Below are 21,350 nucleotides of genomic sequence, written 5' to 3' on the forward strand. Positions count from 1 at the left end.
AGTCGGCCCGGCATTACCCGAATACGAGCATGACCAGCCGGCCCAGGCCCAGGTCGATCGCGCCGATCAGGGCGACCATGAACACCAGGAAGACCAGCACCACCGAGGTGTAGCTGACCATCTGCTTGCGGTTCGGCCAGATGACCTTGCGCAGCTCGGCGACCACCTGCTTGAGGAACACCCAAAGCTGGACCAACGGGTTACGCGACGGCCCCGTCTTGTCTTTCTTGGCGGTTGGCTTCTTGGCCTTCTTCTTCACCTCACCGGTCTCGGAAGCACCTGATTCGGTGAGCTCCGTAGCCACGGTCGAAGCGTCAGCACGGCGGGTCCGCTTACCCGTCGGGCGAAGCGGTTTGGTCGAGGTGACGGCCCGGTCGCTGTCGACTCCGGACTCGTCTAGCTCGTCGCTCATTCCCTTCCGTACCTCTCTTACCTTTCGGTGAGTGATCTCGTCGTTCCCTAGTGCTTACCCCAGGGCTTTGCAGGGGTGACAGGACTTGAACCTGCAACCTGCGGTTTTGGAGACCGCTGCTCTGCCAGTTGAGCTACACCCCTAGTGGCTGGCGCGCCAACCTGGTGGCCGGGGCCTCACACAACACACGCGCCTCCCGAGTACCCGACAGGCGCGTTGTGATGGGAAAACCCCGAATCTTGAGTGTACCCCGAGGCCAGCCCCAGACTGAAATTGCCTCGGCCGCTCATGGGACGGGTGCTAGATGAGCTTGATATCGGCCATCCGGTCCGAATCCCGGCCCATCAAGGTGGTGAACGCCTCCATAACCAGCTCGCCGGCCTGGTTGCGGACGACGTTGCGGGTGGTCACGATGTCCACGCCGAAAGCTTCCTTGTGGGAGTCAACCTGGAAGTCGCAAGACAGCTCGTCGCCCTCCACGATGGGCTTGTGATAGACGAACTTCTGTTCGGAATGCACGATCTGCATGGTCTCCATGCCGACGTCATAGGTGCGGAAGAATTCCTTCTGCACCAGCAGCGCCATCACTGCTGGAAAGGCCAAGGGCGCGATGAGACCGCGGTGCCCGAGTTCGGCCGCCGCCTTCGGATCGTGGCTGGCCGGATCTACCGCTTTGACCGACTTCGCGAACTCTCGGATCTTCTCTCGGCCCACCACATAGGTCTGGGAGTACTGGTGCGTCATTCCGACGACATCGAGTTGAAGCGCCATGATTACGCCAGCGTCGCCGTCGCGACGGCGCGGCCGAAGATCTTCTTGCCGTTGGTGGTAGCGGTCAGCGCGAGGGTCACCGACTTAGTGTCCGCATCGATGGACTTCACCCGTCCGTTGAAGACGATCTCCGCACCGACACCGTCATTGGGAACAGTGACGAAGCTGGTAAACCGCACGTTGTACTCGGTCACCGCGGCCGGGTCGCCGATCCACTCGGTGACGTAGCCGCCGCCGAGGCCCATGGTGAGCATGCCGTGCGCAATGGCGCCGTCCTCGAGCCCCACCAGCTTGGCGGTCTCGTCATCCCAGTGGATCGGGTTGAGATCGCCGGAGACCCCGGCGTAATTCACGAGATCCTGCCGGGACAGCGGAATCGTCTTCTCCGGCAGCAGATCCCCAACATTGACCGAACTGAACTCACGCAATGCCATCAGTTGAACCCGCCTTCTTCTCCGTCGTCTGCAGTGCGCCCGGCAAGAGTCGTGAACATCTCCTGCACGAGCTCACCCTTGTCATTGGTGATGAGGCTCTTGGTCACGACGATGTCTGCGCCAAACGAGCGTCGGATCGAGTGCACATACACATCGCAATACAGCGTGTCACCGGCTTTAATCGGGCGCAGCATCCTGAGTTCCTGGTCAACCTGGACGATTTTCTCGTCCTTGAGCAAGATGTTTGCGTCCTCGAAGAAAGCTACCTGGGCGGTGTATCCGAAGATGCAAAGGAAGGTGGGCGCAGCGACCAGCGAATCGTAGCCGAGAGCCGAGGCACCGGCCTCGTGGTGATGAGCGGGATGCTCGCTCTTGACCGATTCGGCGTGCTCCCGAATCTTCTCCCGCTCAACCACGTAGTGGTCGGGATATCGGTAGTGCGTTCCGACGAGATCTTGCGATAAAGCCACGGCCGGAACCTACCTACTGATGTTGATCGATACCAAGTAAGGCTCACCTATTCGTGTCGCGGCGGGGCGGCACAGGCGCCTACTGCTAGCGCGATTCCTTGTGCGGCTGGTGCGACTTGCAGTTGGGGCAGAACTTCTTCAGCTCCAACCGGTCGGGGTCGTTGCGCCGGTTCTTCTTGGTGATGTAGTTACGGTGCTTGCATGTCTCGCAGGCCAAGGTGATCTTGGGCCGGACGTCTGTACTGGAGGCCACTGCAGTTGCCCTCTTTCACTGTCTCGTTGTATTGCGTAGTACGTGGTAGCGGTGGGGAGGCTCGATCTCCCGACCTCACGATTATGAGTCGTGCGCTCTAACCAGCTGAGCTACACCGCCCCGATAGGCACCTTCAGAACTTCGTGCCCGAAGGTCCGAGTGTCCACCGAGCCCCCTAACGGAATCGAACCGTTGACCTTTTCCTTACCATGGAAACGCTCTACCGACTGAGCTAAGGGGGCATAAAGCCCTCACGAGGGTACCCGCTGGTGTCGGCGGAACCAAAACGGCTTTACCTCGACTGACAGGGCACGGGGGCGTACAGCGCCCGCCGGCACAACTCCTCGACCTCGGCGGTCGACCGGTCCAGCGGCAGACGTGCATCGATCACATGCGCCTCGCTCCACCCGTTGAATTCGGTGCCCAGCGCGGCTGCGATATCGCCGGTGACGTCCGACACCCCATCATGACGGGCCGCCATCCGATGTTGCGCGGCGACCAGTGGCGCCATGCATAGGAACTCCACCACGGGCGCGCCGGCTTCGTAGGCGAGCTGGTGCGCACGCAGCCGGTGCCGCGCACCGCGCCACGTTCCGTCCAGGATGACGGTGTGGCCGCTTGCCAAACACAGCCGCGCACGCCGCAGCACGGCGTCGTACACGATGCCCACGTTCTCCGGCGAGTACAGCCCGGTGTCGAGCACGCCCTTGCCCCCGGATATCACACCCAGACGATGCAGCTGCTGGCGCACTTCATCGGTTGAAATAATTTGCGCGCCAATATCTTCCGAAACACGTTGAGCCAATGCGCTCTTACCCATCCCCGGTCCGCCGCCGACCAGGACCAGCCGTACCGTCGCCGATCCGAGATGGTCGAGCGCCATCCCCAGGTGCCGAGCGGCGCGTCCCGAGGCGGCGCGCTGCCCCTGTAAAAACCGTTGGCAGTCCACCTTGGCCCGGACCAGTGCGCGATAGGCGATGTAGAAGTGCCGCAACGGTTCCGGTGCGGGATCCACGGACAGCTCCACATAGCGGTCCATGAAATAGTCGCCGAGATCCCGACGCCCCAGGAACTCCAGATCCATGGCCAGGAAGGCCGCATCGTCGAGAGCGTCCACGTGCCGCAGCCGGTCGTCGAATTCCAGGCAGTCCAACAGCACCGGGCCGTTGGGTAGGCAGAAAATGTCACTGGCCAGCAGATCTCCATGCCCGTCGACGATCCTTCTGTCGGCCACGCGCTGCGCGAACAGCACCGTCCGCCCGGAAATGAACTGGGTCGCAAGCTTCCGAACCAGACGCACGTCGTCAGCCGGCAGCACCGTCCCCACGAACCTCTCCAGGGATGCGAGGGTGTCCTCCCACCGGTCGACCACGGCGTCGAGCGCACCGATCTCATCGATCGACGGACTGCGATCGGCCCGCTTGTGGAACGCCGCCAATACCTCCGCGATCTCGTCCAGCTGGGCCTTGGTGACCCGACTGGACTTGACCATCGCCGACAACCGCGCAGCGTCCGGGTAACGCCGCATCACCACGACCGGTTCACCCGGTCCACCGTCGGGATCTACCAGATGTGAGACGCCGACGTAGCTGTCCCCGGAGATGCGGCTGTTGAGTGCCACCTCACGGGCACAGGCCCTTTCGCGGAGCTCCGGGGTGCTGAAGTCGAGGAGGTTCGTGACGACGGGCTTCTTGAGCTTGTACGCCCGCCCCCCGAGCAAAATGACGATACCCGTGTGGGTTTCGCGAATCTCCGCACCGACGGAAGTGGGGCCGGCGGTCGATCGTGATGAGCGCATGACTTCATCGTCGCCGTGCTCGCGATACAGACATCCGGCCATGTGCCCCTTGTTCGTGGGCCAGAAGTCACCAATCGGGCGCCTCCGCGTTCCCGCCGACGTACGCCGCTTCGACAGCACTGGGACTTCGGGCCCCTGGCCGGTGACCAAGTGCCCTGTCCACGCCCGAGTACGTGACCAAGAGTCGATATCACCACCAGCCGAGCGGAGTCCCCCATGCCCAAGACGATGGTCAATGTTGACGTCATCCAGACCGCAATCCAACTCGCATGCCGCGCACCGTCTTTGCATAACACGCAGCCGTGGCGCTGGATTGTCGAGGCCGGTGATCTGCACCTGCACCTCGATCGCACTCGGTGCGTTAAGCGGACTGACGGCGCGGGGCGTGAAGCGATCATCAGCTGCGGTGCAGCGCTGGACCATCTCAGGGTCGCGATGGCCTCGGCGGGCTGGATGGCGCGCGTGGAACGGATCCCGGACGCGGCGAACCCCGACCATCTCGCCACCGTCACCTTCTCCCCCAGAGCCGTTGTGGTGGCGGGCGATCGTCGACGCGCGGACGCGATTCTGCAGCGTCGCACCGACCGGTTGCCCTTCGGATCATCGCCGAACTGGTCACAGTTCGCCCGGATGCTGAACGCGGTGATCGCCGACAGAGCAGTGATCCTGGACGTGGTCGATGACGCCATACGGCCGAAACTGGCCGAGGCATCCGCGCTGAGCGACGCCCTACGCATCTACGACTCCGCCTATCAGACCGAACTCGATTGGTGGACAGCACCGTTCACATTGGTGGACGGCATTCCGCGCAGTGCACTGGTATCGGCGGCCGAGAGCGATCGTGTCGACATCGGCCGCACGTTCCCGGTCGTTACCGAACGCCCCCCGCGGTCCGGCCTACAGGAGGACAAGGCGAACGTGCTGGCACTGTCGACGGCCAGAGATACCCCGAAGAATCTCTTGCGTTGCGGCGAGCTGCTCTCGGAGGTACTGCTGGAGGCGACCCTTGCCGGCATGGCGACCTGCACCATCACGCACATGTTGGAGTTGACAGCCAGCCGCGAGGTCGTCGGCGCCGCTATCGGGAGGACGCACCCGCAGGCGCTGATCCGGGTGGGTCTGGCTCCGACATTCGGCCGTATCCCGCCGCCTACACCCCGCCGCCAGCTTGCCGACGTGTTCGAGATTCGCGGCTAGGGCACGGCCATGAGTGGTGTCCGTGTTCCCGAATCCGCGGTGGTGGTCGGTATCGATGGGTCGCGATCGGCGGTTCGGGCCGCATTGTGGGCGGTCGACGAGGCGCTGCACCACGGTGTGCCGTTGCGCCTGGTCCACGTGCAGTCCCCGCCGGAGTTCAGCGACGAGCCGACCACCGCGGGGACGGCGGTAAGGCATGCGTTCCGCGAGATCGGCTCCACACAGAAGCCGGTGAAGGTCGAGGCCGATATCCGGCGCGGACGCGTGGCGGACGTGCTGCTGGACGCCTCACGCGGTGCCCTCATGCTCTGTGTGGGCGCGATCGGCATCAGCGGAGCCGATACCCGGAGGGTCGGTTCCACCGCAGCAGAGGTTCTCCGATCGGTGCGCTGCCCGGTCGCGGTGATCCGTGACGACCACGCGGCGGCCGGCGTGACGCGGGCGGTGGTGGTGGAGGTCGACGAATCCCACGAGTCGGTGGCCTCGTTGGAACTGGCCGCTCACGAGGCGCGGCTGCGCGGCGCGCCGATGCGAGTCTTGTTACGTCATCGCCCGCTGACCGTGGCCGGACATCGGTTCGCCACCTTGGCGCATGGGGAACGTCAGGTGGCGGCCATACATTTGGAGCGGCGGCTGGCACCGGTGCGGGTGCGGCACGCCGATCTGGATATCCGTGCCATCGATCCGGTAGGAGGAACGCTCAACTATCTAGAGCGCCACGGGCATGCCGTGCAGTTGGTGGTCGTCGGGGCGGGGGACGCGGCACATATGCAGGAATTGTTCGGCCCCAATCGCTGCGGCGTGCTGGGCAGGACACACTGCTCGGTGCTTGTCGCCGCACGCCAACGGCTGCTGTAACGACAGCCATCATGTGAGCGCCGTTTGGGGTACCTCGCTACTCGCGCCATCGAGATCGTGTCGGATCAGGATTTGTTTAGTGCAGCGCCTTGCACAACGAAACCGGACCACACGTCCCCTTGCCGGGAGGAGTCGAAATGTTCACGCAAACGGCCGCACGCAGCGTCACTCCGGATGTCGATCTGCTCATCCTGGTCGAGCCCGGCCCTGCGCGCGACCTGCGCGAGCATCCAGGTGAAACAAATTCGGCTGCACCGATTTTCGAGGCCGTTCGGGTTGCCGGACGCACCGTCGCACCCCTGCACCCCAACGCGGCGGGCGTACCGCCAGAGCTTCGATCCATTTTCGTCGTCACCGCGCCCGCCGGACCCGAATTCGACGGGCTCGCCGAGCATCTGCGGGCGCTGCCGGGAGTGACGGCCACCTACCTGGAATCCAACGACATCCACCCGCAGTCAGCCGACGTCAGTTCATCTTCGATGAGACCTGACGCCCGCCCGGGCGGTATCGAACCGGCCTCGCGAGCCTTCGGCGCCTGCCCCACCCCGGTATCGATCAGCGGTCGGTGTGCGGCCGCGCCGACGGCATTCCACTGCGCCAGCAACGCTGCCGTCGGCGCGCTGGACGCGCGCAGACTAGCCGGCTGATACCGACGAAGAAGGGGCTGTGCGGCGCCGCACAGCCCCTTCTTTTCTGTGGAACCACTACTGGATACCCGCGTTCGGCGGCGCGATATGCACCCGCCCCTCCGGCTCCACGACGATTACACCCGGAATACCAACCAGCGCTGCGGCATTTGCGAACTCACCGGAAACCACTCCGATCTCACGATGTATTTGCATGCCCGCCATACCGGCGGCCCGCAATGCGGCCACCGTGCCCTCGAAATCGCGCTCTTCGATCGTCACGGTGACCCGCTGCGCCGTCACTGTGGGGCCTGCACAAGCCCGGCGCCGACGTCGACGGCCGGCACGTTGAGCGGTACCGCCTGCTGCAAAAGCACTGTCCACAACTGTCTGCCGGTGAGGCCGGTGGCCTCGCACCACAGTGCGGCGATGCCTGACACATGTGGCGTCGCCATACTGGTGCCACTGATCGAGTTGTAGCGCTTCGGCATCAGCCACGACGAGTACACATCGACACCTGGCCCGGCGAGGTCGATATGACCGGCGGCCTTAGTCTTGGTGCTCGAGCGCGCCGAGAACCAGCCCGGGTTCAAGGACGAATCCACCGCGGCGATCGCCATAATCGAGCGGCTGTTCGCGGGCACTCCGACAAAGCCGTACTCTCCGGCCCGCCGGTTCGCATTGTTTCCCGCTGCGGCGATGATCAGCGAGCCGCGGTCAAGCGCGCGCTGCCCCACCGTCTCGTAGGCAAGAGATATCTTGTCGACGTTGGCGCCCAAGGACATTGAGATGATGGCGCAGTTGTTGGCCACGGCCCAGTTGATACCGGCAAGTATGCCGCCATCGGAACCCGACCCGGAATTGCCCAGCACCTTGCCCACGAAGATCTCGGCCTCGGTGGCGGCGCCGTAACGACGGCTGCCCCGTGGGGAACGCGGCCCACAGGAGGTCCCGACGCAGTGCGTTCCGTGCCCGTGCGCATCCTCGGAGGTTTCCCCGTCGACAAACGATTGCATGGTCACGTGACGCTTCTTGAAGTCCGGATGGGACGCGTCGAAACCGGTGTCCAGCACCGCTACCCGAACGCCACGACCGGTCTTTGAACTCGTGTTGGCCTTCGTTGCCTGCAGACCCCACGTCGATTTGTCGCTATCCGCATACGCGGCGGCGAGCTCATCGACAGTCGGCACGGTGGTGTCGGCTTGCAGCCGGGCGAAGAAGTCGGACACGCCATGTTGGTAACCGCTGAGGTACTCCGGAGAGGTCACCGTGAGCGCGTGGTGAATCAGCTCCGGTTCCACCGACAGCACCATGTCGCCCGCCTCGGCGGCGGCTTGAAGGGCCACGGTCTGCTCGGCATCGGAGTCGACGACTGCCAGACCGAGTTCGTCGAACACGGTGGCATCTGCCCCGGCAATGGCGCTGATATCCATCGCTTGATTCTCAAAATCCCTGCTGTGCACGATATTCGACAGCCCTGCGACACTGGCAAGGGTGTTGGCGTGATTACCCCGCGCCTTCGCCGGCGCGAATACGACCACATGTCTTCCTGTGTAGATTTCCGAGTCGGTGTTAGTCATCTCTTGGTCCGCCCTTTCCTGACGTACGTGGCTGGAAGCCGAAGACGCCCCACGGAATACAGACGCGTTTAGTTCGGCTACCAGCGATCATCGGCAAGATCGCTCGGTATCGGATGAGTGGTCCACTACCTGTATTTGACAGCGTCCGGCCGAGGCTCGGCCGGACTGCAGGCGTGGCTTCCATCGCCCCCGCGAACGAAGTAGTCCGCTACTCGTGTGATGCCCGCCCGCCGCGCCTACGGTTCGAGAAGACCTGTCACCGGAGAGGACCAAATCATGACAACGCTTGAACGACAAACAATCCGACAGCCGTCGAGCACACCCACCGCCAAGGTGGCGGCAGGCGGGACGGCCGGCGCGATCTCGGTTGTCCTGGTATTCATCCTCGGCAAGTTCAACGTCGTAATACCCGGGGACGTCGGCTCGGCCATCACCGTCCTTTTCACCGTTGTATCCAGTTACCTGGTGCATGAACGCACCGTGCTCCGGCAGCCGGCATCTGAAGGCGCAGCGGAGGACTGAAGGCGCCACGGATCGTTACGCTGTGCCTATTCCTGCGGGTTGGCCAGATCGCTCCATACGATCTTGGCGAGCTGATCGCGGTCTGCCACATCGAGTTTGATACACGCACGGTAGATGTGGCCTTCGATGGTCCGCACCGACAGCGTGAGACGCTCGGCGATCTCGCGGTTGCACAGCCCCTCCCCGATGAGCGCCGCGATTTCCCGCTCCCGTGCGGTGACCGGAAGCGGGCGGGCGGCGGCCCGGATCGCGGGCGTGGCCGCGCCACCGCACTGACCGGCGATCCGCAGTGCGCGCGCGGCAGACTCGGCACTCTTGCACCTATCCCCGCCGCGGCTGCGCAGTGTCACCGCCTGCGCAGCGGCATCGGCCGCCGATAACAGCAGGCCCGCATTCTCGAAATCACCACTGACCATGTCCAATGCCGCGGCATCCGAAGTGCCGACAGCGACCGCGTGCCGCGCATATAGCCCCACCAACGGGCCGTGCACACGCGGGACAAGTGATTCAAGGCGGCGCCCCACAGTCCGGTCACCGAACCGTGCCGCATGGTGCAAGGCCTCGGCCTCCACCGCGTATTGACCAGCAGTGTGTGCAGCGTCGGCCGCACGTCGGGCGGCGTCTACCGCCGACCGATCTGCGCCGCGTGCCGCGGCGAGCCATGATTTTGCGATCAACAACTGCGGGTCGTGCAGCGCGACGAACTGCCCCGAGTGTTCCCCCGACTCGGTCAGCACGCGCTCGGCGTCTTCGACCTTGCCGAGTGCGGCATAGGCGCGTGCGAGCAACAGCCGCGCCGGAAGCTGCCACGGCAGTGGCTTCTCGGCGTTGAGCGCGGCCAGAGCCTGCTCGATAGACGATATCGCCGTCGGGAAGGCACCGCGGTGCACGGCCACCAGCCCGGCCATGATCCGTGCTATCGCCCACGCGAGAAACTGTCCAGCAGAAGAGAACTCGGTGTATTCGGCAACGCGACTGTCGGCCATCCGGAGCTGCCCGGTGTACACGAGCGCCAGCACATCGCAGTACCGCACCATGACCGCGATCATGCCGTCGGTGGACCGTTTCTGGGCGCGGCACCTCGCCGCAATCGGCTCGAATTCGTCACCGCGCCCAGCGACGGGCAACGCGAGCCCGATACCGAACGCCGCGAATTCCACTGCCTGCCGGGGAGCCTCCGGGTCCGACAGCACGAGAGTCGCGGCCGCCAGTCCCTCATCGAACCGGTTCTCATGGATGGCCAATGCCGCCCCCGTCGCATCGACGACCAGTTTCAGGGCAGGGTGCTGTACCCGTTCGCGCAGCAGAGCCATCAGCTCGTGTGCACGCCGGACATCACCCATCGACCAGAATGCAATGGAGACGAGCGGAAGACCCCAAAGAACAAGCGAGAGCTCGTCGAGCTGGTCCGGATCGAACTCCGCGAGTGTCTGCTCAGCCTCTTCGGGACGGCCCTGCCACAGCAGCGCGCGCGAAAGCACCTCGGCGGCGCGCAGCCCACCATCGCGTTCGACCGCACACCGCGCCAAGTGTTCCCCAACGGGCAGATTGGACAGGTACACGGCGTCCTTCGCGGCGGAAACCAGCAGGGCCGGGTCCGTGGTCTCGTCACTGTCGACCGACAGCTGCGCCAGCCGGATGCGTTTGGCGGCCGAGTCGATATCGCGGTCGCGGAGCACCCGCACAAGCTGACCCCGCAGCCGCCGCCCCGAGGCGGTGCCCACTCTGCGCCGGACAACCTCACCCAACATCGGATGGCTGAACCGCACATTGATCCGTCGACCGTCGCGTTCGACACGGACAAAACCCGCAATCTCCGCGCTATCCACCGCATCACCGCCGGCGATCTCACACAATGTGTCGATATCGAGCGGCTCGCACAGCGACAGTAACTTCAGCGCATTGAGCACGTCGCCGTCCAACTGCTCTAGACGATCCCCGATCAACGCGGCCAACCCCGACGGGACAACGGTGTTACCGCGCAGCTGCCACACCCCGTTGACAGCGGTAAGCGATCCGGCCTCGACAGCACCCTCCACCAGGTGCCGCAGGAACAGTGGATTTCCACCGGATGACTCCCACATCACGTCGGCGCTGAGCCCTTCAAGCGCACCGCCGAGCACCGATTCGACAAGTGCGACGCTTTGTCCCTTGGTGAACGGCTCGAGTTCGAACCGACGCAGGTAGTCGTCTTTCCACAATGCGGTGACCGCATCCGGAACGGGCTCGCCGCTACGCACGGTAGCGACCAACCGGCCGGCATGGTCGACGGCGATCTGATGCAGAAGTGTCGCGGACAGGTCGTCCAGGAGGTGCGCGTCGTCGATTCCGATGATCGGATGAGGGTTCGCGACAATGGATTCCCGTGCCGCAGCCATGAGCGCTGCCGGGTCACGCGATCCGGTCGTCTGTATCCAATGGGCGAACACACCCAGCGGAATGCTTCGCGATGACTCGGTGCATGCCACCCAGCGAACCTGGCATCCCAACGAGTCGGTGACCGTGTGCGCGAGGGTCGTCTTGCCGACCCCTGCGGAACCGACCAACACCACCCCGCACGACGGACTGTCCTCGAGTGTCGATCGAACAGCCTCGAATTCGGTTGGGCGGTCAAGCAACTGCCAGCTACCCGACATGGAGAATGAGTCTAGATCGCGATGCCGGTTTGCGTGGGCCAGTCCGTAAGTCGACTTCGCGTACGTAGCGGGTTTGGCGATCGCACGTGTCATTGCAGCCATCTCAATCCGGTAGATCCTGGACCCCGGCGGGCTCCATCCGCGACACCCCGTTCTTCTCATGCCGAAAGTTGCTGGACGCCTCGTAAACCCGGAGTTTCAGCCGATTGATCGACCCGAGTGGTCGATGCGCCGCCAGGGCGCGCCACGAGTTGAAGGACAGCACGTCGTCACCGAATGCTCGCCGCTCGGCGCCATATGAATCTTGAACGGGGAAGACGATTTTGGCGATCCCCCGGTGCGGGGAGTCCGCCTCGGGCCACGCGACGGTGGCATCCTCGAGAGGCATGATCTTCGCGTCGGTGCACAGCTGCGCCCGCACCTCGTACTCAGCGCTGTTGTGCTGGAAGAACTCTGCGACCAGATTACGGAGCTCGTCGTCGGCGACGGGCTCCGGCAGCAGCACCCCTTCCAGGTCTCGCACGGATTTCGACAGGGGTACGTAACTGAGCTTGGCCACGTACTCTCCGTACCGCAACGGCGCCGAGGAGTAGAAGGTATCGCCGAGGATATGTGTGTTGGGACGCACGAACACCGCCACCGATTCCGGCAGTGAGAGTCCCACGCGTGGAAGAAATTTCGCCACACCGCCAAGAAGGTTGCTACCCAGCCTCAACGCGGTGTCCGGCAGGCGCGCTAGCAACCAGGCCGTCGGCATTCCCCGCCGAAGATATGCCTTCGCACCCGCGAAGAGGAACTCACGGTGGGTGACCAGAACGAAATCCTGGGTGGTGGCGTCGTCATCCGGGAGAGTGCGCGGGCCACTCACGCCCAGGACCTTGATGCCCAGGCCTCGCACGCCCCGGATCCGGTCACTGCGCAGTAGGCCGGAGGTGGTGGACAACCTGGAGATGACCGGGTATCTACCGGGCGTTGCGAATATGCCCTGACGTAGGTGCGGAGGTAAGTCCGGATAGACAGTCAGCTCACCGCGCAAGATGCCGTGGCTCTTCGCGTGCGCGTCGCGGACGGCATGCCGATATTTCCGGAAGGCCCGCTCGTTGTTCTTGTGCAACACCTTGATGATCTTGTCGATGACCTCCTCCTCGCCGGGAGGCACCGCGCCCATGTCATCGCTGTACCGGAGGTAGGTACGCGGCGTATCGAGCGATTCATCCGCTGTGCTCATCGCGGTCCAGCCCTCCCGAATAGGTGGTCTTGCCGTCGGAAACGATGGCTTTCTCAGTGTCGTGAATACCGGCGGTGCGCACATGAGTACGCGACTACTCAATCCTGCGCTGCGGCTGGGGCCGACGCAGGTGAAATGGCGAGACATTCCAGCCACTATCGACATCCGAATTTGACTGGATCGAGTAGCGCAATACTCATGTCGCAGCACGCTCGAATTTGTCAGCATTACCTCTATGGCGAAAATGCGCGGACCCGCCAAATCGGCGACCAGGCTGGCGTCGCGCCTCGCGACACGAATCGATCAGTCGATCGGATGGTCCCGGCTGCCCACGGCAGTCGGTATCGCAGTGCTCATCGGGCTGCGCGACGCATTACGTGCCGACAATCTGTTCGATACGGGGCGGGCGCCCGGCGGAGCACCGCCTCCGAACAGCCCGGATAACGCCAACTATCGCACCGCCCGGACGCTGGATGGCTCCTACAACAACCTCGACTACCCGCTGATGGGATCGGTGGGCAGCCGGTTCGGGCGTAACGCACCTCTTGCGCAGACCTTCCCCGAGCCCCCCGAGCAACTCCTCAACCCCAATCCGCGGCTTATCAGTCGCAGGCTGCTGACCCGTGACAAGTTCATTCCGGCGACGAAGCTGAATGTGCTGGCCGCGGCCTGGATCCAGTTCGAGGTCCACGACTGGTTCAGCCATAACACCGCCGAGTCTGAGCCGTGGGTCGTGCCGCTCGACGAGGACGATCCGTGGCCACAGCGCCCCATGCAGATACGCCGCACAGCGCCCGACCCTTGCCCCGATTCATCAGGCCCCCCGACATTCGTCACCCAGGACACCCATTGGTGGGACGGATCGCAGGTTTACGGTGGGACCCGGGCCATCGCGAATGCCCTGCGCTCCGGGATCAAGGGCCAGCTGCGGCTCGACGAGCTCGGTCTGCCACCGGCGGATATCGAAGAGCTGGCCAGCACATCAGAGACAACTGTCAACTTCTGGGTTGGCTTGGCCATCCTGCATTCGCTGTTCATGCGGGAACACAACGCGATCTGCGAACAGCTGGCCGCCAGCCACCCGGAAATGTCCGATCAGGAGCTGTACGACAAGGCCCGCCTGGTCAACACCGCACTGATGGCGAAGATCCACACGATCGACTGGACCCCCGCGATAATCGGGCACCCCACCACGGTATTCGCGATGCACACGAACTGGTTCGGCATTCTCGGTGAGCGGCTAAGCAACTTATTTCGCCGCCAGCCCCATAATGCTCTCCTGCGCGGCATCCCCGGCTCCCCAACGAGTCTGCATGACGTGCCCTATTCGCTGACCGAGGAATTTGTCGCGGTGTACCGGATGCACCCGCTAATTCCCGACAGTTTTGTGCTCCGGTCGGCATCCGACGACTCCGTGATCGTCGAACACGAATTACCCGATCTGGCCGTGCAGCATGTTCGGACCCGGCTGCGTGAGACGCCAATGGAAAACATCATTTATTCGTTCGGCCGTGCCAATCCGGGCGCACTGACTCTGCATAATTTCCCGCGGCATCTCCAGCGTCTGGAGCGACCGGACGGATCGATTCTGGACCTCGCCGCCATCGATGTGCTTCGGGTCCGCGAGCGGGGTGTCCCCCGCTACAACCAGTTCCGACGGATGCTGCGTCTGCGGCCGGCGTCTTCCTTCACCGAACTCACCGATGACCCGGTGGTGGCCGGGGAACTCGCCGCGATCTACGGCGATGTGGAGCAGGTAGACCTGATGGTCGGGCTCTACGCGGAGCCCAAACCGAGGGGATTCGGGTTCAGCGACACAGCTTTCCGGATTTTCGTGCTGATGGCGTCCCGGCGACTGGAGAGCGACAGGTTCTTCACATCCGATTTCCGACCCGAGATCTACACCCCGGAAGGCATTGCGTGGGTCAGGGACAACTCGATGCGCTCGGTCCTACTCCGGCACTTCCCGTCCTTGAACTCCGCCCTGACCGGTGTCGCCAATCCCTTTGCGCCATGGACACCCGCATCGGCCAGCGGGCCGACCAAGTAGTCGAATACTCATGACCGACAAGGGCATATGGGTTCACAATCGACAGATGAGCACCAGCGGATTCACACTCATAGATGTGCGATGACCGGCCCCACGCCGCGCGGGCCCAAGCGCCCGTCGGTCATCAGCCCGATGGTGCTCGCCGATCCGCAGACGGCATCGCCGGCCGAGGCCAACGCACTGGTCACCGACGATGACGACCGCCGGATGGTGCTGGTCGAGCTTTTGGTTGGCGCAGGCATTGACCCCGACGATGTGCGGGAGCAGTTCCTGCACATGTTTCATCGGGTGCTGCACGACGAGCCACCGCCACCCAAACCCGTCGGCCGCCACTACGTGCGCTGCATGCTCACCCCCGACGAGATTCAGCGCCTGGTCCGCGGCGGCTCCAAATCCTCCGGCACTAAGAGTGCACAACAGGCGCTGCAGCTGATCCGGCGGGTGTGGCCCGACTTGGTGGTCGAGGCGCACCTGGACCGGTCGCTCACCACGATCAAGGCCGATGCCGCCGTCCGCACCTATGGCTCCGGCGGTACCGGCGTCGTCTGGGCCGTGCTGGATTCCGGAATCGACGCCGACCACCCGCATTTCGCCGCTAACGGCACCCTTACCGCGGACTCCGTGAAGTCCCTGCACCGGGACTTCACCCTGTCCCCAGGAGCCTCGAAGGGCCCGCTCGTCGACGTCTACGGGCATGGCACCCATGTCGCCGGCATCATCGCGGGCCAATCTCCCGCAGACCCGAAGCTCGTCCGGATCGCATCCACCCAACCGACTGCCGAGGGGCTACCGGAATGGGTTCCGCGGATGCTGCCACAGGGTTCACGTTTGTCCGGGGTAGCACCACATGCCAACCTGGTGAGCCTCAAGGTTCTCGACGACGATGGCAAGACGCTGTCGAGCGTGCTCATCGATGCCCTGAACTACGTGCGTGAGATGAACAGCTACGGCAACGACCTACAGATTCACGGTGTGAATCTGTCTCTCGGATGCGGCTGGATGCCAAGAGATTACGCGGCCGGTCAAAGCCCGCTGTGCCGCGAGCTCGACCTGCTCACCGGAGCGGGTGTGGTGTGTGTCGTCAGTGCGGGAAATCTGGGCGCAGGTACCGCGGCTGCCGGTGTAGGCGCCGCGATCATGGGGGCGACTGCCGATGTCTACGGGCAGCTGTCCACCATCACCGACCCTGGCAATGCCGCCACCGCCATCACCGTGGGTTCGGTCCATCGGTACCGGCCGCACACCAGCGGTGTCACCTTCGACTCCTCCAAGGGGCCCACTCTCGACGGCCGGCGCAAACCCGATCTGGTGGCCCCCGGCGAGCGAATCACCTCTGCGGCAACCGGTCTCATAGCCGAGGGCATTGACCTTTTGAAGGACGACGGAACCGAGGGAGCAGCCAACTACATCGAGGACAGCGGAACCTCGATGGCCGCCGCGCACGTTTCGGGCGCGATCGCCGCATTCCTGTCGGCCCGCACCGAGTTCGTGGGTAAACCGCACGAGGTCAAGGAGATCTTCCTGAAGTCGGCCGTCGACTTGGGGCGCCACGAGTTCTTCCAGGGCGCCGGGCTCGTCGACCTGATGCGCGCACTATCCAACACCTAGCGACGAGTGAGGCCATCATGACAACAACGGTGACAATTGGCGGATTACCCTACTATGAACCGGATTTCAACGCCGACGGTTCCCTGAACGACGCCACCGGCGACGGCGATGGCGGCCTGGCGGCTGCGGTAGCGGCCGGCGGCATCACCGAACTGTTCGTGATGTCGCACGGTTGGAACAACAGCGTGGATTCGGCACGCAAGCTGTACGCCGCGATGTTCTCGCTGATCGCCGACCAGCTTGGCGACCACAAGGCCGGTGTCGCCGTGGTGGGGATCAACTGGCCATCGGTGCTGTTGCCCGACGATGATCCGGACACCGCGCCTCCTGTCCCTTCGACGGGTGCACAGCTGGCGGCGGCACTGGCTCCTCGCTTTCCCGGCCAGGCAGAACAGCTCAAGACGATGGGTGAGCTGCTCGACCAGAAACCGCAGCAGCCAGGCAAGCTCATCGAGTTCCACAAATTGGCCTCTGGTCTGGTCACCACCAAGCCGCAGTCGGAGGAGGACAGCGGAGAGTCCGCCATCGCGGACGGCGACGCCATCGCCGTGTTCGGGCATGCCGCAGCCATGGCACCGAAATCCACGAGTGCAGCCCAGGGGCTGGGTAATCCGTTCGCCGCCCTGTGGTCCGGCGCGCGCGAGATATTGCGCACGATGAGCTACTACGAAATGAAGAACCGCGCCGGTGTCGTCGGTGAGCGCGGCCTCGGTCCGCTGCTGGCCGCGTTGTCCGGGCCTGACGGCGCTCCACGTATTCACCTCATCGGCCACAGTTTTGGCGCGCGGTTGGTCTCCTACGCACTGGCGGGGCTACCGAAGACGGGAACCAGCCCGGTCAAGTCGCTCACCCTGATCCAGGGAGCCTTCTCGCACTTCACCTTCAACCGCGCACTGCCATTCGATGCGAGCCGCGGCGGCGGCCTCGCCGGGCTCGAGGAGCGAGTGGACGGGCCTCTGCTCGCCACGTACACCGCAGCCGACCGGGCGGTCGGATGGTGGTATCCGGCGGCCAGCATGCTTGCCCGGCAGGACAGCCAATCCGTGGAGGATCTCGGATTTCGCTGGGGTGCAATGGGTCACGACGGGTACCAGCAGAACCCTGCCGCCGCGGCACTTCCGTTGACGGAGGCCGGGAAACCCTACGATTTCCAGCGAGGGCACTTCTACCGGCTCGATGCCAACAAGGTCATCGACGATGCCAGCCAATCCGAATTCAGCGGGGCACATAGCGATATCAAGCACCCCGAGGTGGCCTGGGCGATCGTCTCCGCTGCTCGCGCCACCTGATCGACGGCGGTCCCCACGCGCCCTCTGCCACGAGCACAACCGGGCTTACAGGTAGCACCCGACTGGCCCAACATAGCACTTCCGTGCGGGCATTTAGTCACGAAAACCGTTCCTCCAGTGTGGAATCGAGTACCGCACTACCCGCGAGGCAACCTGGGTATCTGGACCACGATGAGCACGTCATAGCTCGACATGCACTCAACGCGCAGGGAGAAAACCATGGCCACCGCAGTCAAGTCAACGAATCACAAACCGTCCGAGACCGAGTACGAGATGACAGGTGCCGCCGGTGCGGCCGCCGTCACCGAACACGAATTGCCTTCGGCGCAAGCGGGTAACGCCGATACCGAGACCACCAACGCCGCCCCGCAAGCACATGGCGAATCGACGGTCAGCGAGCTGGGATCCGTCGACGGATTGACCACCGACGAGTCCGAGCTCGCTCCGCTCGACGCCATCCTCGGTAGTTTTCCCGAGTTGGCCAACAGTGCCGAGGTCATCATCGGCACCGATGATCGCGTTCGGGTCGGCAACACCACGACGTTTCCGTGGCGCGCGATATGCCACCTGATCATCACCTCCGCCAACAACCGCACCTATGTCGGAACGGGCTGGCTGATCGCACCCCGCACCGTCATGACGGCCGGACACTGCGTCTACATGCATGCCGATGGCGGATGGGTGCGCTCGATCCAGGTGATCCCCGGGCGCAATTCCGGTGTCCGTCCGTTCGGTACCCATGTCGGCACAACATTCCGCAGCGTCACCGGTTGGACCCAGAACCAGAACCGCGACAACGACTACGGCGCGATCATCCTGCCGTCGTCGTCGCGTCCGGGTGATCAGACGGGCTACTTCGGTTTCGCAACCCGCAACGACGACTTCCTGAAGGCCGCAGCGCTGAACCTGTCCGGGTACCCCGGAGAGAAGAACGGCGAGCAGTGGTTCATGGCGCAACGCGCCAAGGCAGTCTCCGATCGTGTCATCACCTACAACATCGACTCCACGGGCGGCCAGAGCGGCTCACCGGTATGGGTGCTGGAGAACGGAAACCGCTATGGAGTCGGTGTTCACACCAATGGCGCCAACTCGGGCAACTCGGCCACCCGTATCAACAGTGCCGTCTTCAACAACATGTCGACCTGGAAGAGTAACGGTATGTGACAAGGCATTTCAGGTAATCCGAGAACACGGACACTGGAGGATACGTGGTCGGTATCTCATTCCGTGACCCCGCCGGGCGTCCGATGGCCGGTGCTGTGATCAGCATCGCCGCGGCGCCCGGCGAGGTCCACGATATTGCCATGGTCGCCGATGACTGGGGCGAGATAGTGATCTCCGCGCCACTGGCCGGTGACTATCGATTCCTTGTGTCGCACACGGGGAAGACCTTCCATGCCACAGCCCACATCGCCGCGGGGCAAGAGCAGCTGACGGTGACCGCCGACTAGCCACCCGTGAAGATCAGCGCGATGTCCTGCTCGGCGTGGCGCGAGTGGCCGGATAACAACCGTGCAGACCGTTGATGAGGCGATGCGCCTCATCAAGGTCCTTGTGCATAGCCCGCAAGCGCCGATGATGTCGGGGCGCGGCGGGATTCGCATCGCGGTGGATCCGCCGTTCGGTCTTGGCGATCTGTTCCGATACGCGGTCTACATGCTCATGCAGGGACAGCAACAGGGCCCGAGCCTGCGCAACCGCTGCGTCTTCAGCCATGCGGGCATGGTCGCACCATTTTCTCCGCTGTTCGCGACGGCGCCGGGCCGATCGGGAAATGAGCCACAACAGCCGTAGTGCCTCTCTGGCAGACCGCTTGCCCAACCGTTGACTTCGTAATAGTTTCGATATAGTTTTCGTAATAGTTTCGTAGGAGAAGAGAGGGGGCTTTGAATGGCACGCTTCTTCCGTCATGGCGAGCTACCGCTCATACTTCTGGCACTGCTGGCACAGCGACCCATGCATGGATATGAGCTGATGTCCGAACTATCGCGGCTCTTCGAGGCCGGCGGGTACCAGCCGTCACCCGGCGCTGTCTATCCCGCCGTCGAAGCGTTGGCCGCGGAAGGCCTTTTGACCGGCCAGACACGCGAGGGGCGGACGGTCTATCGCGCGTCTGCAGAGGGCGAACGAGCGCTGACCAGTCGAGCCGATGTGCTGGCGGCCGTGGAGCTGCGCACCGGCGCACGCTTCGGCCGCGGCGATTCGTTCGAGAAGATCCTCGCTCGATTCACTGCGCGGATCATGCCGTCGGCGGGCCGTGTCGATCCCGTGGCGATGGAGGCGATCCTCGATCGGGCCGCCACCGAGATCACAGAACTAGCCCGAGTTCAAGACCGCAGGAGAGGAGCCAAGAAGTGAGCGGTGATGCCTTTGAACGAGCGGTGGAACGCGCGGAACGACGAGCCGAGGACGAGCAGCGCAGGCTCGATCGAAAACGCCGTGACTGGATCCGGCAGGTGAATCGAGCAGCGTTCCAGATCCACGCCGGCACCTACGTCGCCGTGCAGATCCTCCTGGTCGCGATTTGGGCGCTCACCTGGCGATTCGACCACGGCACCGCCTACCCCTGGTTCGTCTACCCGCTACTGGGCTGGGGAATTGGCCTCATCGCGCACTACATCGTCGCCAGCACTATTTGGCGTCAACGCCCCGAGGAACAACCCCCCGCCGAGCCCTGGCCCACAGGGGTCACAGACCGGGACACCCACGCAACACCCACCGAGGAGCCGCAATGAACACCGCCATTGGTGATAGCACCAGGCCCATCACGACGAGGCGCATCAAGTTCCGCTATCCGACTGGTTCGTTGAATCGCCACTACGTGCAGGGCGACCTTGTGATGAGCCACCTCATCGCGATGCTGTCCGCGGTGTTTCCTGAGGGTGAGGACTACTTCATCCGCTCCGTCAAGCACTTCTCCGGCGAGATCACCGATCCGGTACTGAAGAAACAGGTGGCCGGGTTCATCGGTCAGGAGGTGACGCATGGGCGTGAGCACCGCGAACTCAACGACCGCCTGCAGCAGATGGGCTACCCGACCGCCCTCGTCGACCGGATGACCAGGCGAGGGATGAATCTCTACACCCGATACCTGTCGCCTCGCTTCAACCTTGCGATGACGGCAGCGCTAGAGCACTACACCGCGACGCTCGCCGAGACGCTGCTGACCGATCAGCGCGCCCAAGACCTGTTGGGCGACAGCGAGGTCCGGTCGATGCTGCTGTGGCATGCGCTGGAGGAGTCCGAGCATCGTGCCGTCGCATTCGATGTCTATCGGATGGTCGGAGGCACCGAACGTATGCGCGCGTGGGCAATGCGGCTGATCACGACCGTGTTCATCTGCGGGACGTTCCTCGACACCATGATGTCCCTGGGCCTCGACAGGGCGGCCTACCACCCCGTCAGGTTATTCAAAAGCATTGCCGAGTTACGACATTCACCATTTGCGAGCCGGGCCATGCTTGACCGCATCAGGGCCTACAACCGCCCCGGTTTCCATCCGGACGAATTCGATAACACCGACCTGGTGGAGCGCTGGAACACCCAACTGTTCGGTGAGCAAGGCCAGCTGGCCGGCCATCTGCGCTGAGCGGCCACCCCAATAGGAGATTCGGGGCC

Annotated in this window: 22 protein-coding genes, 3 tRNA genes and 1 pseudogene; 13 read left to right on the plus strand and 13 right to left on the minus strand. The window is 63.8% G+C overall.

Translation table 11 applies throughout. The features are described 5' to 3' along the window. Positions 1–13 precede the first annotated feature (13 nt). From secE to MLB1_RS06055, 9 genes are all read right to left on the minus strand, one after another. Positions 14–412 (minus strand): preprotein translocase subunit SecE, encoded by a 399-nt coding sequence (gene secE / locus MLB1_RS06015; RefSeq protein WP_180748746.1) that lies wholly within the window; start codon positions 410–412, stop codon positions 14–16. Positions 413–482: 70 nt separating this feature from the next. After that, positions 483–555, minus strand: a tRNA-Trp gene (locus tag MLB1_RS06020). A 157-nt stretch (positions 556–712) separates the two neighbouring features. Further along, on the minus strand, positions 713–1,183 hold the full coding sequence (locus MLB1_RS06025; protein WP_180748747.1) for a MaoC family dehydratase N-terminal domain-containing protein: 471 nt from the start codon (positions 1,181–1,183) through the stop codon (positions 713–715). Between the two features lie 2 nt (positions 1,184–1,185). Continuing rightward, a complete protein-coding gene (gene hadB, locus MLB1_RS06030; RefSeq protein WP_180748748.1) occupies positions 1,186–1,617 on the minus strand; it encodes a (3R)-hydroxyacyl-ACP dehydratase subunit HadB in 432 nt (143 codons plus the stop codon). Further along, positions 1,617–2,087: a (3R)-hydroxyacyl-ACP dehydratase subunit HadA gene (hadA, locus tag MLB1_RS06035; RefSeq protein ID WP_180748749.1), complete on the minus strand. Its 471-nt coding sequence runs from the start codon at positions 2,085–2,087 to the stop codon at positions 1,617–1,619. Before hadA ends, hadB begins: the two co-directional genes overlap by 1 nt. Before the next feature lie 85 nt (positions 2,088–2,172). Next, positions 2,173–2,340 carry a 50S ribosomal protein L33 gene (gene rpmG / locus MLB1_RS06040; RefSeq protein ID WP_162526255.1) on the minus strand — a complete coding sequence of 56 codons (168 nt, stop codon included), beginning with the start codon at positions 2,338–2,340 and terminating at the stop codon, positions 2,173–2,175. 43 nt (positions 2,341–2,383) lie between these two features. After that, a tRNA-Met gene (locus tag MLB1_RS06045) sits at positions 2,384–2,460 on the minus strand. 49 nt (positions 2,461–2,509) lie between these two features. Then, positions 2,510–2,582, minus strand: a tRNA-Thr gene (locus tag MLB1_RS06050). A gap of 50 nt (positions 2,583–2,632) precedes the next feature. Continuing rightward, positions 2,633–4,180, minus strand: a complete 1,548-nt coding sequence (locus tag MLB1_RS06055) for a bifunctional aminoglycoside phosphotransferase/ATP-binding protein (protein WP_180748750.1) — start codon at positions 4,178–4,180, stop codon at positions 2,633–2,635. Between the two features lie 174 nt (positions 4,181–4,354). On the opposite strand from MLB1_RS06055, the gene MLB1_RS06060 reads away from it, so the two are divergent. The 3 genes from MLB1_RS06060 to MLB1_RS24025 all read left to right on the plus strand — a co-directional run bounded on the left by MLB1_RS06060 (position 4,355) and on the right by MLB1_RS24025 (position 6,840). Beyond that, the gene (locus MLB1_RS06060) at positions 4,355–5,335 is read left to right on the plus strand and encodes an NAD(P)H nitroreductase (RefSeq protein ID WP_180748751.1); all 981 of its coding nucleotides are present in this window, start codon (positions 4,355–4,357) and stop codon (positions 5,333–5,335) included. A gap of 9 nt (positions 5,336–5,344) precedes the next feature. After that, on the plus strand, positions 5,345–6,193 hold the full coding sequence (locus tag MLB1_RS06065) for a universal stress protein (RefSeq protein ID WP_180748752.1): 849 nt from the start codon (positions 5,345–5,347) through the stop codon (positions 6,191–6,193). A 137-nt stretch (positions 6,194–6,330) separates the two neighbouring features. Beyond that, entirely contained in the window at positions 6,331–6,840 is a 510-nt protein-coding gene (locus MLB1_RS24025; RefSeq protein WP_255485600.1) for a hypothetical protein, read from the plus strand. Between the two features lie 57 nt (positions 6,841–6,897). Here MLB1_RS24025 and MLB1_RS06075 read toward each other — a convergent pair whose 3' ends face one another. Then, positions 6,898–7,122 (minus strand): hypothetical protein, encoded by a 225-nt coding sequence (locus MLB1_RS06075; RefSeq protein WP_180748753.1) that lies wholly within the window; start codon positions 7,120–7,122, stop codon positions 6,898–6,900. Beyond that, positions 7,119–8,399, minus strand: coding sequence for a S8 family serine peptidase (locus tag MLB1_RS06080; protein WP_180748754.1), 1,281 nt, complete (start codon positions 8,397–8,399; stop codon positions 7,119–7,121). The genes MLB1_RS06075 and MLB1_RS06080 overlap by 4 nt, the downstream gene beginning before the upstream one ends. Before the next feature lie 276 nt (positions 8,400–8,675). On the opposite strand from MLB1_RS06080, the pseudogene MLB1_RS06085 reads away from it, so the two are divergent. After that, positions 8,676–8,873, plus strand: a pseudogene (locus MLB1_RS06085) (hypothetical protein); the annotation flags it as partial. Between the two features lie 74 nt (positions 8,874–8,947). Here MLB1_RS06085 and MLB1_RS06090 read toward each other — a convergent pair. Together MLB1_RS06090 and MLB1_RS06095 are read right to left on the minus strand one after the other, a co-directional pair. After that, on the minus strand, positions 8,948–11,557 hold the full coding sequence (locus MLB1_RS06090) for a LuxR family transcriptional regulator (protein WP_180748755.1): 2,610 nt from the start codon (positions 11,555–11,557) through the stop codon (positions 8,948–8,950). Positions 11,558–11,660: 103 nt separating this feature from the next. After that, the gene (locus MLB1_RS06095; RefSeq protein ID WP_180748756.1) at positions 11,661–12,785 is read right to left on the minus strand and encodes a catalase family protein; all 1,125 of its coding nucleotides are present in this window, start codon (positions 12,783–12,785) and stop codon (positions 11,661–11,663) included. Positions 12,786–13,029: 244 nt separating this feature from the next. On the opposite strand from MLB1_RS06095, the gene MLB1_RS06100 reads away from it, so the two are divergent. The 9 genes from MLB1_RS06100 (at position 13,030) to MLB1_RS06140 (ending at position 21,321) form a co-directional block, all read left to right on the plus strand. Then, positions 13,030–14,835: a peroxidase family protein gene (locus MLB1_RS06100; RefSeq protein WP_180749717.1), complete on the plus strand. Its 1,806-nt coding sequence runs from the start codon at positions 13,030–13,032 to the stop codon at positions 14,833–14,835. An 81-nt stretch (positions 14,836–14,916) separates the two neighbouring features. After that, positions 14,917–16,443, plus strand: coding sequence for a S8 family peptidase (locus MLB1_RS06105; RefSeq protein WP_180748757.1), 1,527 nt, complete (start codon positions 14,917–14,919; stop codon positions 16,441–16,443). A gap of 17 nt (positions 16,444–16,460) precedes the next feature. Beyond that, positions 16,461–17,732 carry a serine/threonine protein kinase gene (locus tag MLB1_RS06110; RefSeq protein WP_180748758.1) on the plus strand — a complete coding sequence of 424 codons (1,272 nt, stop codon included), beginning with the start codon at positions 16,461–16,463 and terminating at the stop codon, positions 17,730–17,732. Positions 17,733–17,951: 219 nt separating this feature from the next. Continuing rightward, positions 17,952–18,896: a trypsin-like serine protease gene (locus MLB1_RS06115; protein WP_180748759.1), complete on the plus strand. Its 945-nt coding sequence runs from the start codon at positions 17,952–17,954 to the stop codon at positions 18,894–18,896. Positions 18,897–18,940: 44 nt separating this feature from the next. Then, positions 18,941–19,183 (plus strand): hypothetical protein, encoded by a 243-nt coding sequence (locus MLB1_RS06120; RefSeq protein ID WP_180748760.1) that lies wholly within the window; start codon positions 18,941–18,943, stop codon positions 19,181–19,183. A 61-nt stretch (positions 19,184–19,244) separates the two neighbouring features. Then, complete coding sequence (locus MLB1_RS06125) at positions 19,245–19,526, plus strand: hypothetical protein (RefSeq protein WP_180748761.1); 282 nt, start codon at positions 19,245–19,247, stop codon at positions 19,524–19,526. A 96-nt stretch (positions 19,527–19,622) separates the two neighbouring features. Beyond that, positions 19,623–20,090 carry a helix-turn-helix transcriptional regulator gene (locus MLB1_RS06130; protein ID WP_180748762.1) on the plus strand — a complete coding sequence of 156 codons (468 nt, stop codon included), beginning with the start codon at positions 19,623–19,625 and terminating at the stop codon, positions 20,088–20,090. Continuing rightward, a complete protein-coding gene (locus MLB1_RS06135) occupies positions 20,087–20,467 on the plus strand; it encodes a 2TM domain-containing protein (RefSeq protein WP_180748763.1) in 381 nt (126 codons plus the stop codon). The genes MLB1_RS06130 and MLB1_RS06135 overlap by 4 nt, the downstream gene beginning before the upstream one ends. After that, the gene (locus MLB1_RS06140) at positions 20,464–21,321 is read left to right on the plus strand and encodes a metal-dependent hydrolase (RefSeq protein ID WP_180748764.1); all 858 of its coding nucleotides are present in this window, start codon (positions 20,464–20,466) and stop codon (positions 21,319–21,321) included. The genes MLB1_RS06135 and MLB1_RS06140 overlap by 4 nt, the downstream gene beginning before the upstream one ends. The last annotated feature ends 29 nt before the right edge of the window (positions 21,322–21,350 follow it).

Source organism: Mycobacteroides sp. LB1, assembly GCF_013449725.1.
Classification (GTDB): Bacteria; Actinomycetota; Actinomycetes; order Mycobacteriales; family Mycobacteriaceae; genus Mycobacterium.

Coding starts and splice junctions, on each gene's coding strand:
- secE (WP_180748746.1), bottom strand. CDS start 412: ATGAGCGACGAGCTAGACGAGTCCGGAGTCGACAGCGACCGGGCCGTC.
- MLB1_RS06025 (WP_180748747.1), bottom strand. CDS start 1,183: ATGGCGCTTCAACTCGATGTCGTCGGAATGACGCACCAGTACTCCCAG.
- hadB (WP_180748748.1), bottom strand. CDS start 1,617: ATGGCATTGCGTGAGTTCAGTTCGGTCAATGTTGGGGATCTGCTGCCG.
- MLB1_RS06055 (WP_180748750.1), bottom strand. CDS start 4,180: ATGGCCGGATGTCTGTATCGCGAGCACGGCGACGATGAAGTCATGCGC.
- MLB1_RS06060 (WP_180748751.1), top strand. CDS start 4,355: ATGCCCAAGACGATGGTCAATGTTGACGTCATCCAGACCGCAATCCAA.
- MLB1_RS06065 (WP_180748752.1), top strand. CDS start 5,345: ATGAGTGGTGTCCGTGTTCCCGAATCCGCGGTGGTGGTCGGTATCGAT.
- MLB1_RS24025 (WP_255485600.1), top strand. CDS start 6,331: ATGTTCACGCAAACGGCCGCACGCAGCGTCACTCCGGATGTCGATCTG.
- MLB1_RS06080 (WP_180748754.1), bottom strand. CDS start 8,399: ATGACTAACACCGACTCGGAAATCTACACAGGAAGACATGTGGTCGTA.
- MLB1_RS06090 (WP_180748755.1), bottom strand. CDS start 11,557: ATGTCGGGTAGCTGGCAGTTGCTTGACCGCCCAACCGAATTCGAGGCT.
- MLB1_RS06095 (WP_180748756.1), bottom strand. CDS start 12,785: ATGAGCACAGCGGATGAATCGCTCGATACGCCGCGTACCTACCTCCGG.
- MLB1_RS06100 (WP_180749717.1), top strand. CDS start 13,030: ATGCGCGGACCCGCCAAATCGGCGACCAGGCTGGCGTCGCGCCTCGCG.
- MLB1_RS06105 (WP_180748757.1), top strand. CDS start 14,917: ATGACCGGCCCCACGCCGCGCGGGCCCAAGCGCCCGTCGGTCATCAGC.
- MLB1_RS06110 (WP_180748758.1), top strand. CDS start 16,461: ATGACAACAACGGTGACAATTGGCGGATTACCCTACTATGAACCGGAT.
- MLB1_RS06115 (WP_180748759.1), top strand. CDS start 17,952: ATGGCCACCGCAGTCAAGTCAACGAATCACAAACCGTCCGAGACCGAG.
- MLB1_RS06130 (WP_180748762.1), top strand. CDS start 19,623: ATGGCACGCTTCTTCCGTCATGGCGAGCTACCGCTCATACTTCTGGCA.
- MLB1_RS06140 (WP_180748764.1), top strand. CDS start 20,464: ATGAACACCGCCATTGGTGATAGCACCAGGCCCATCACGACGAGGCGC.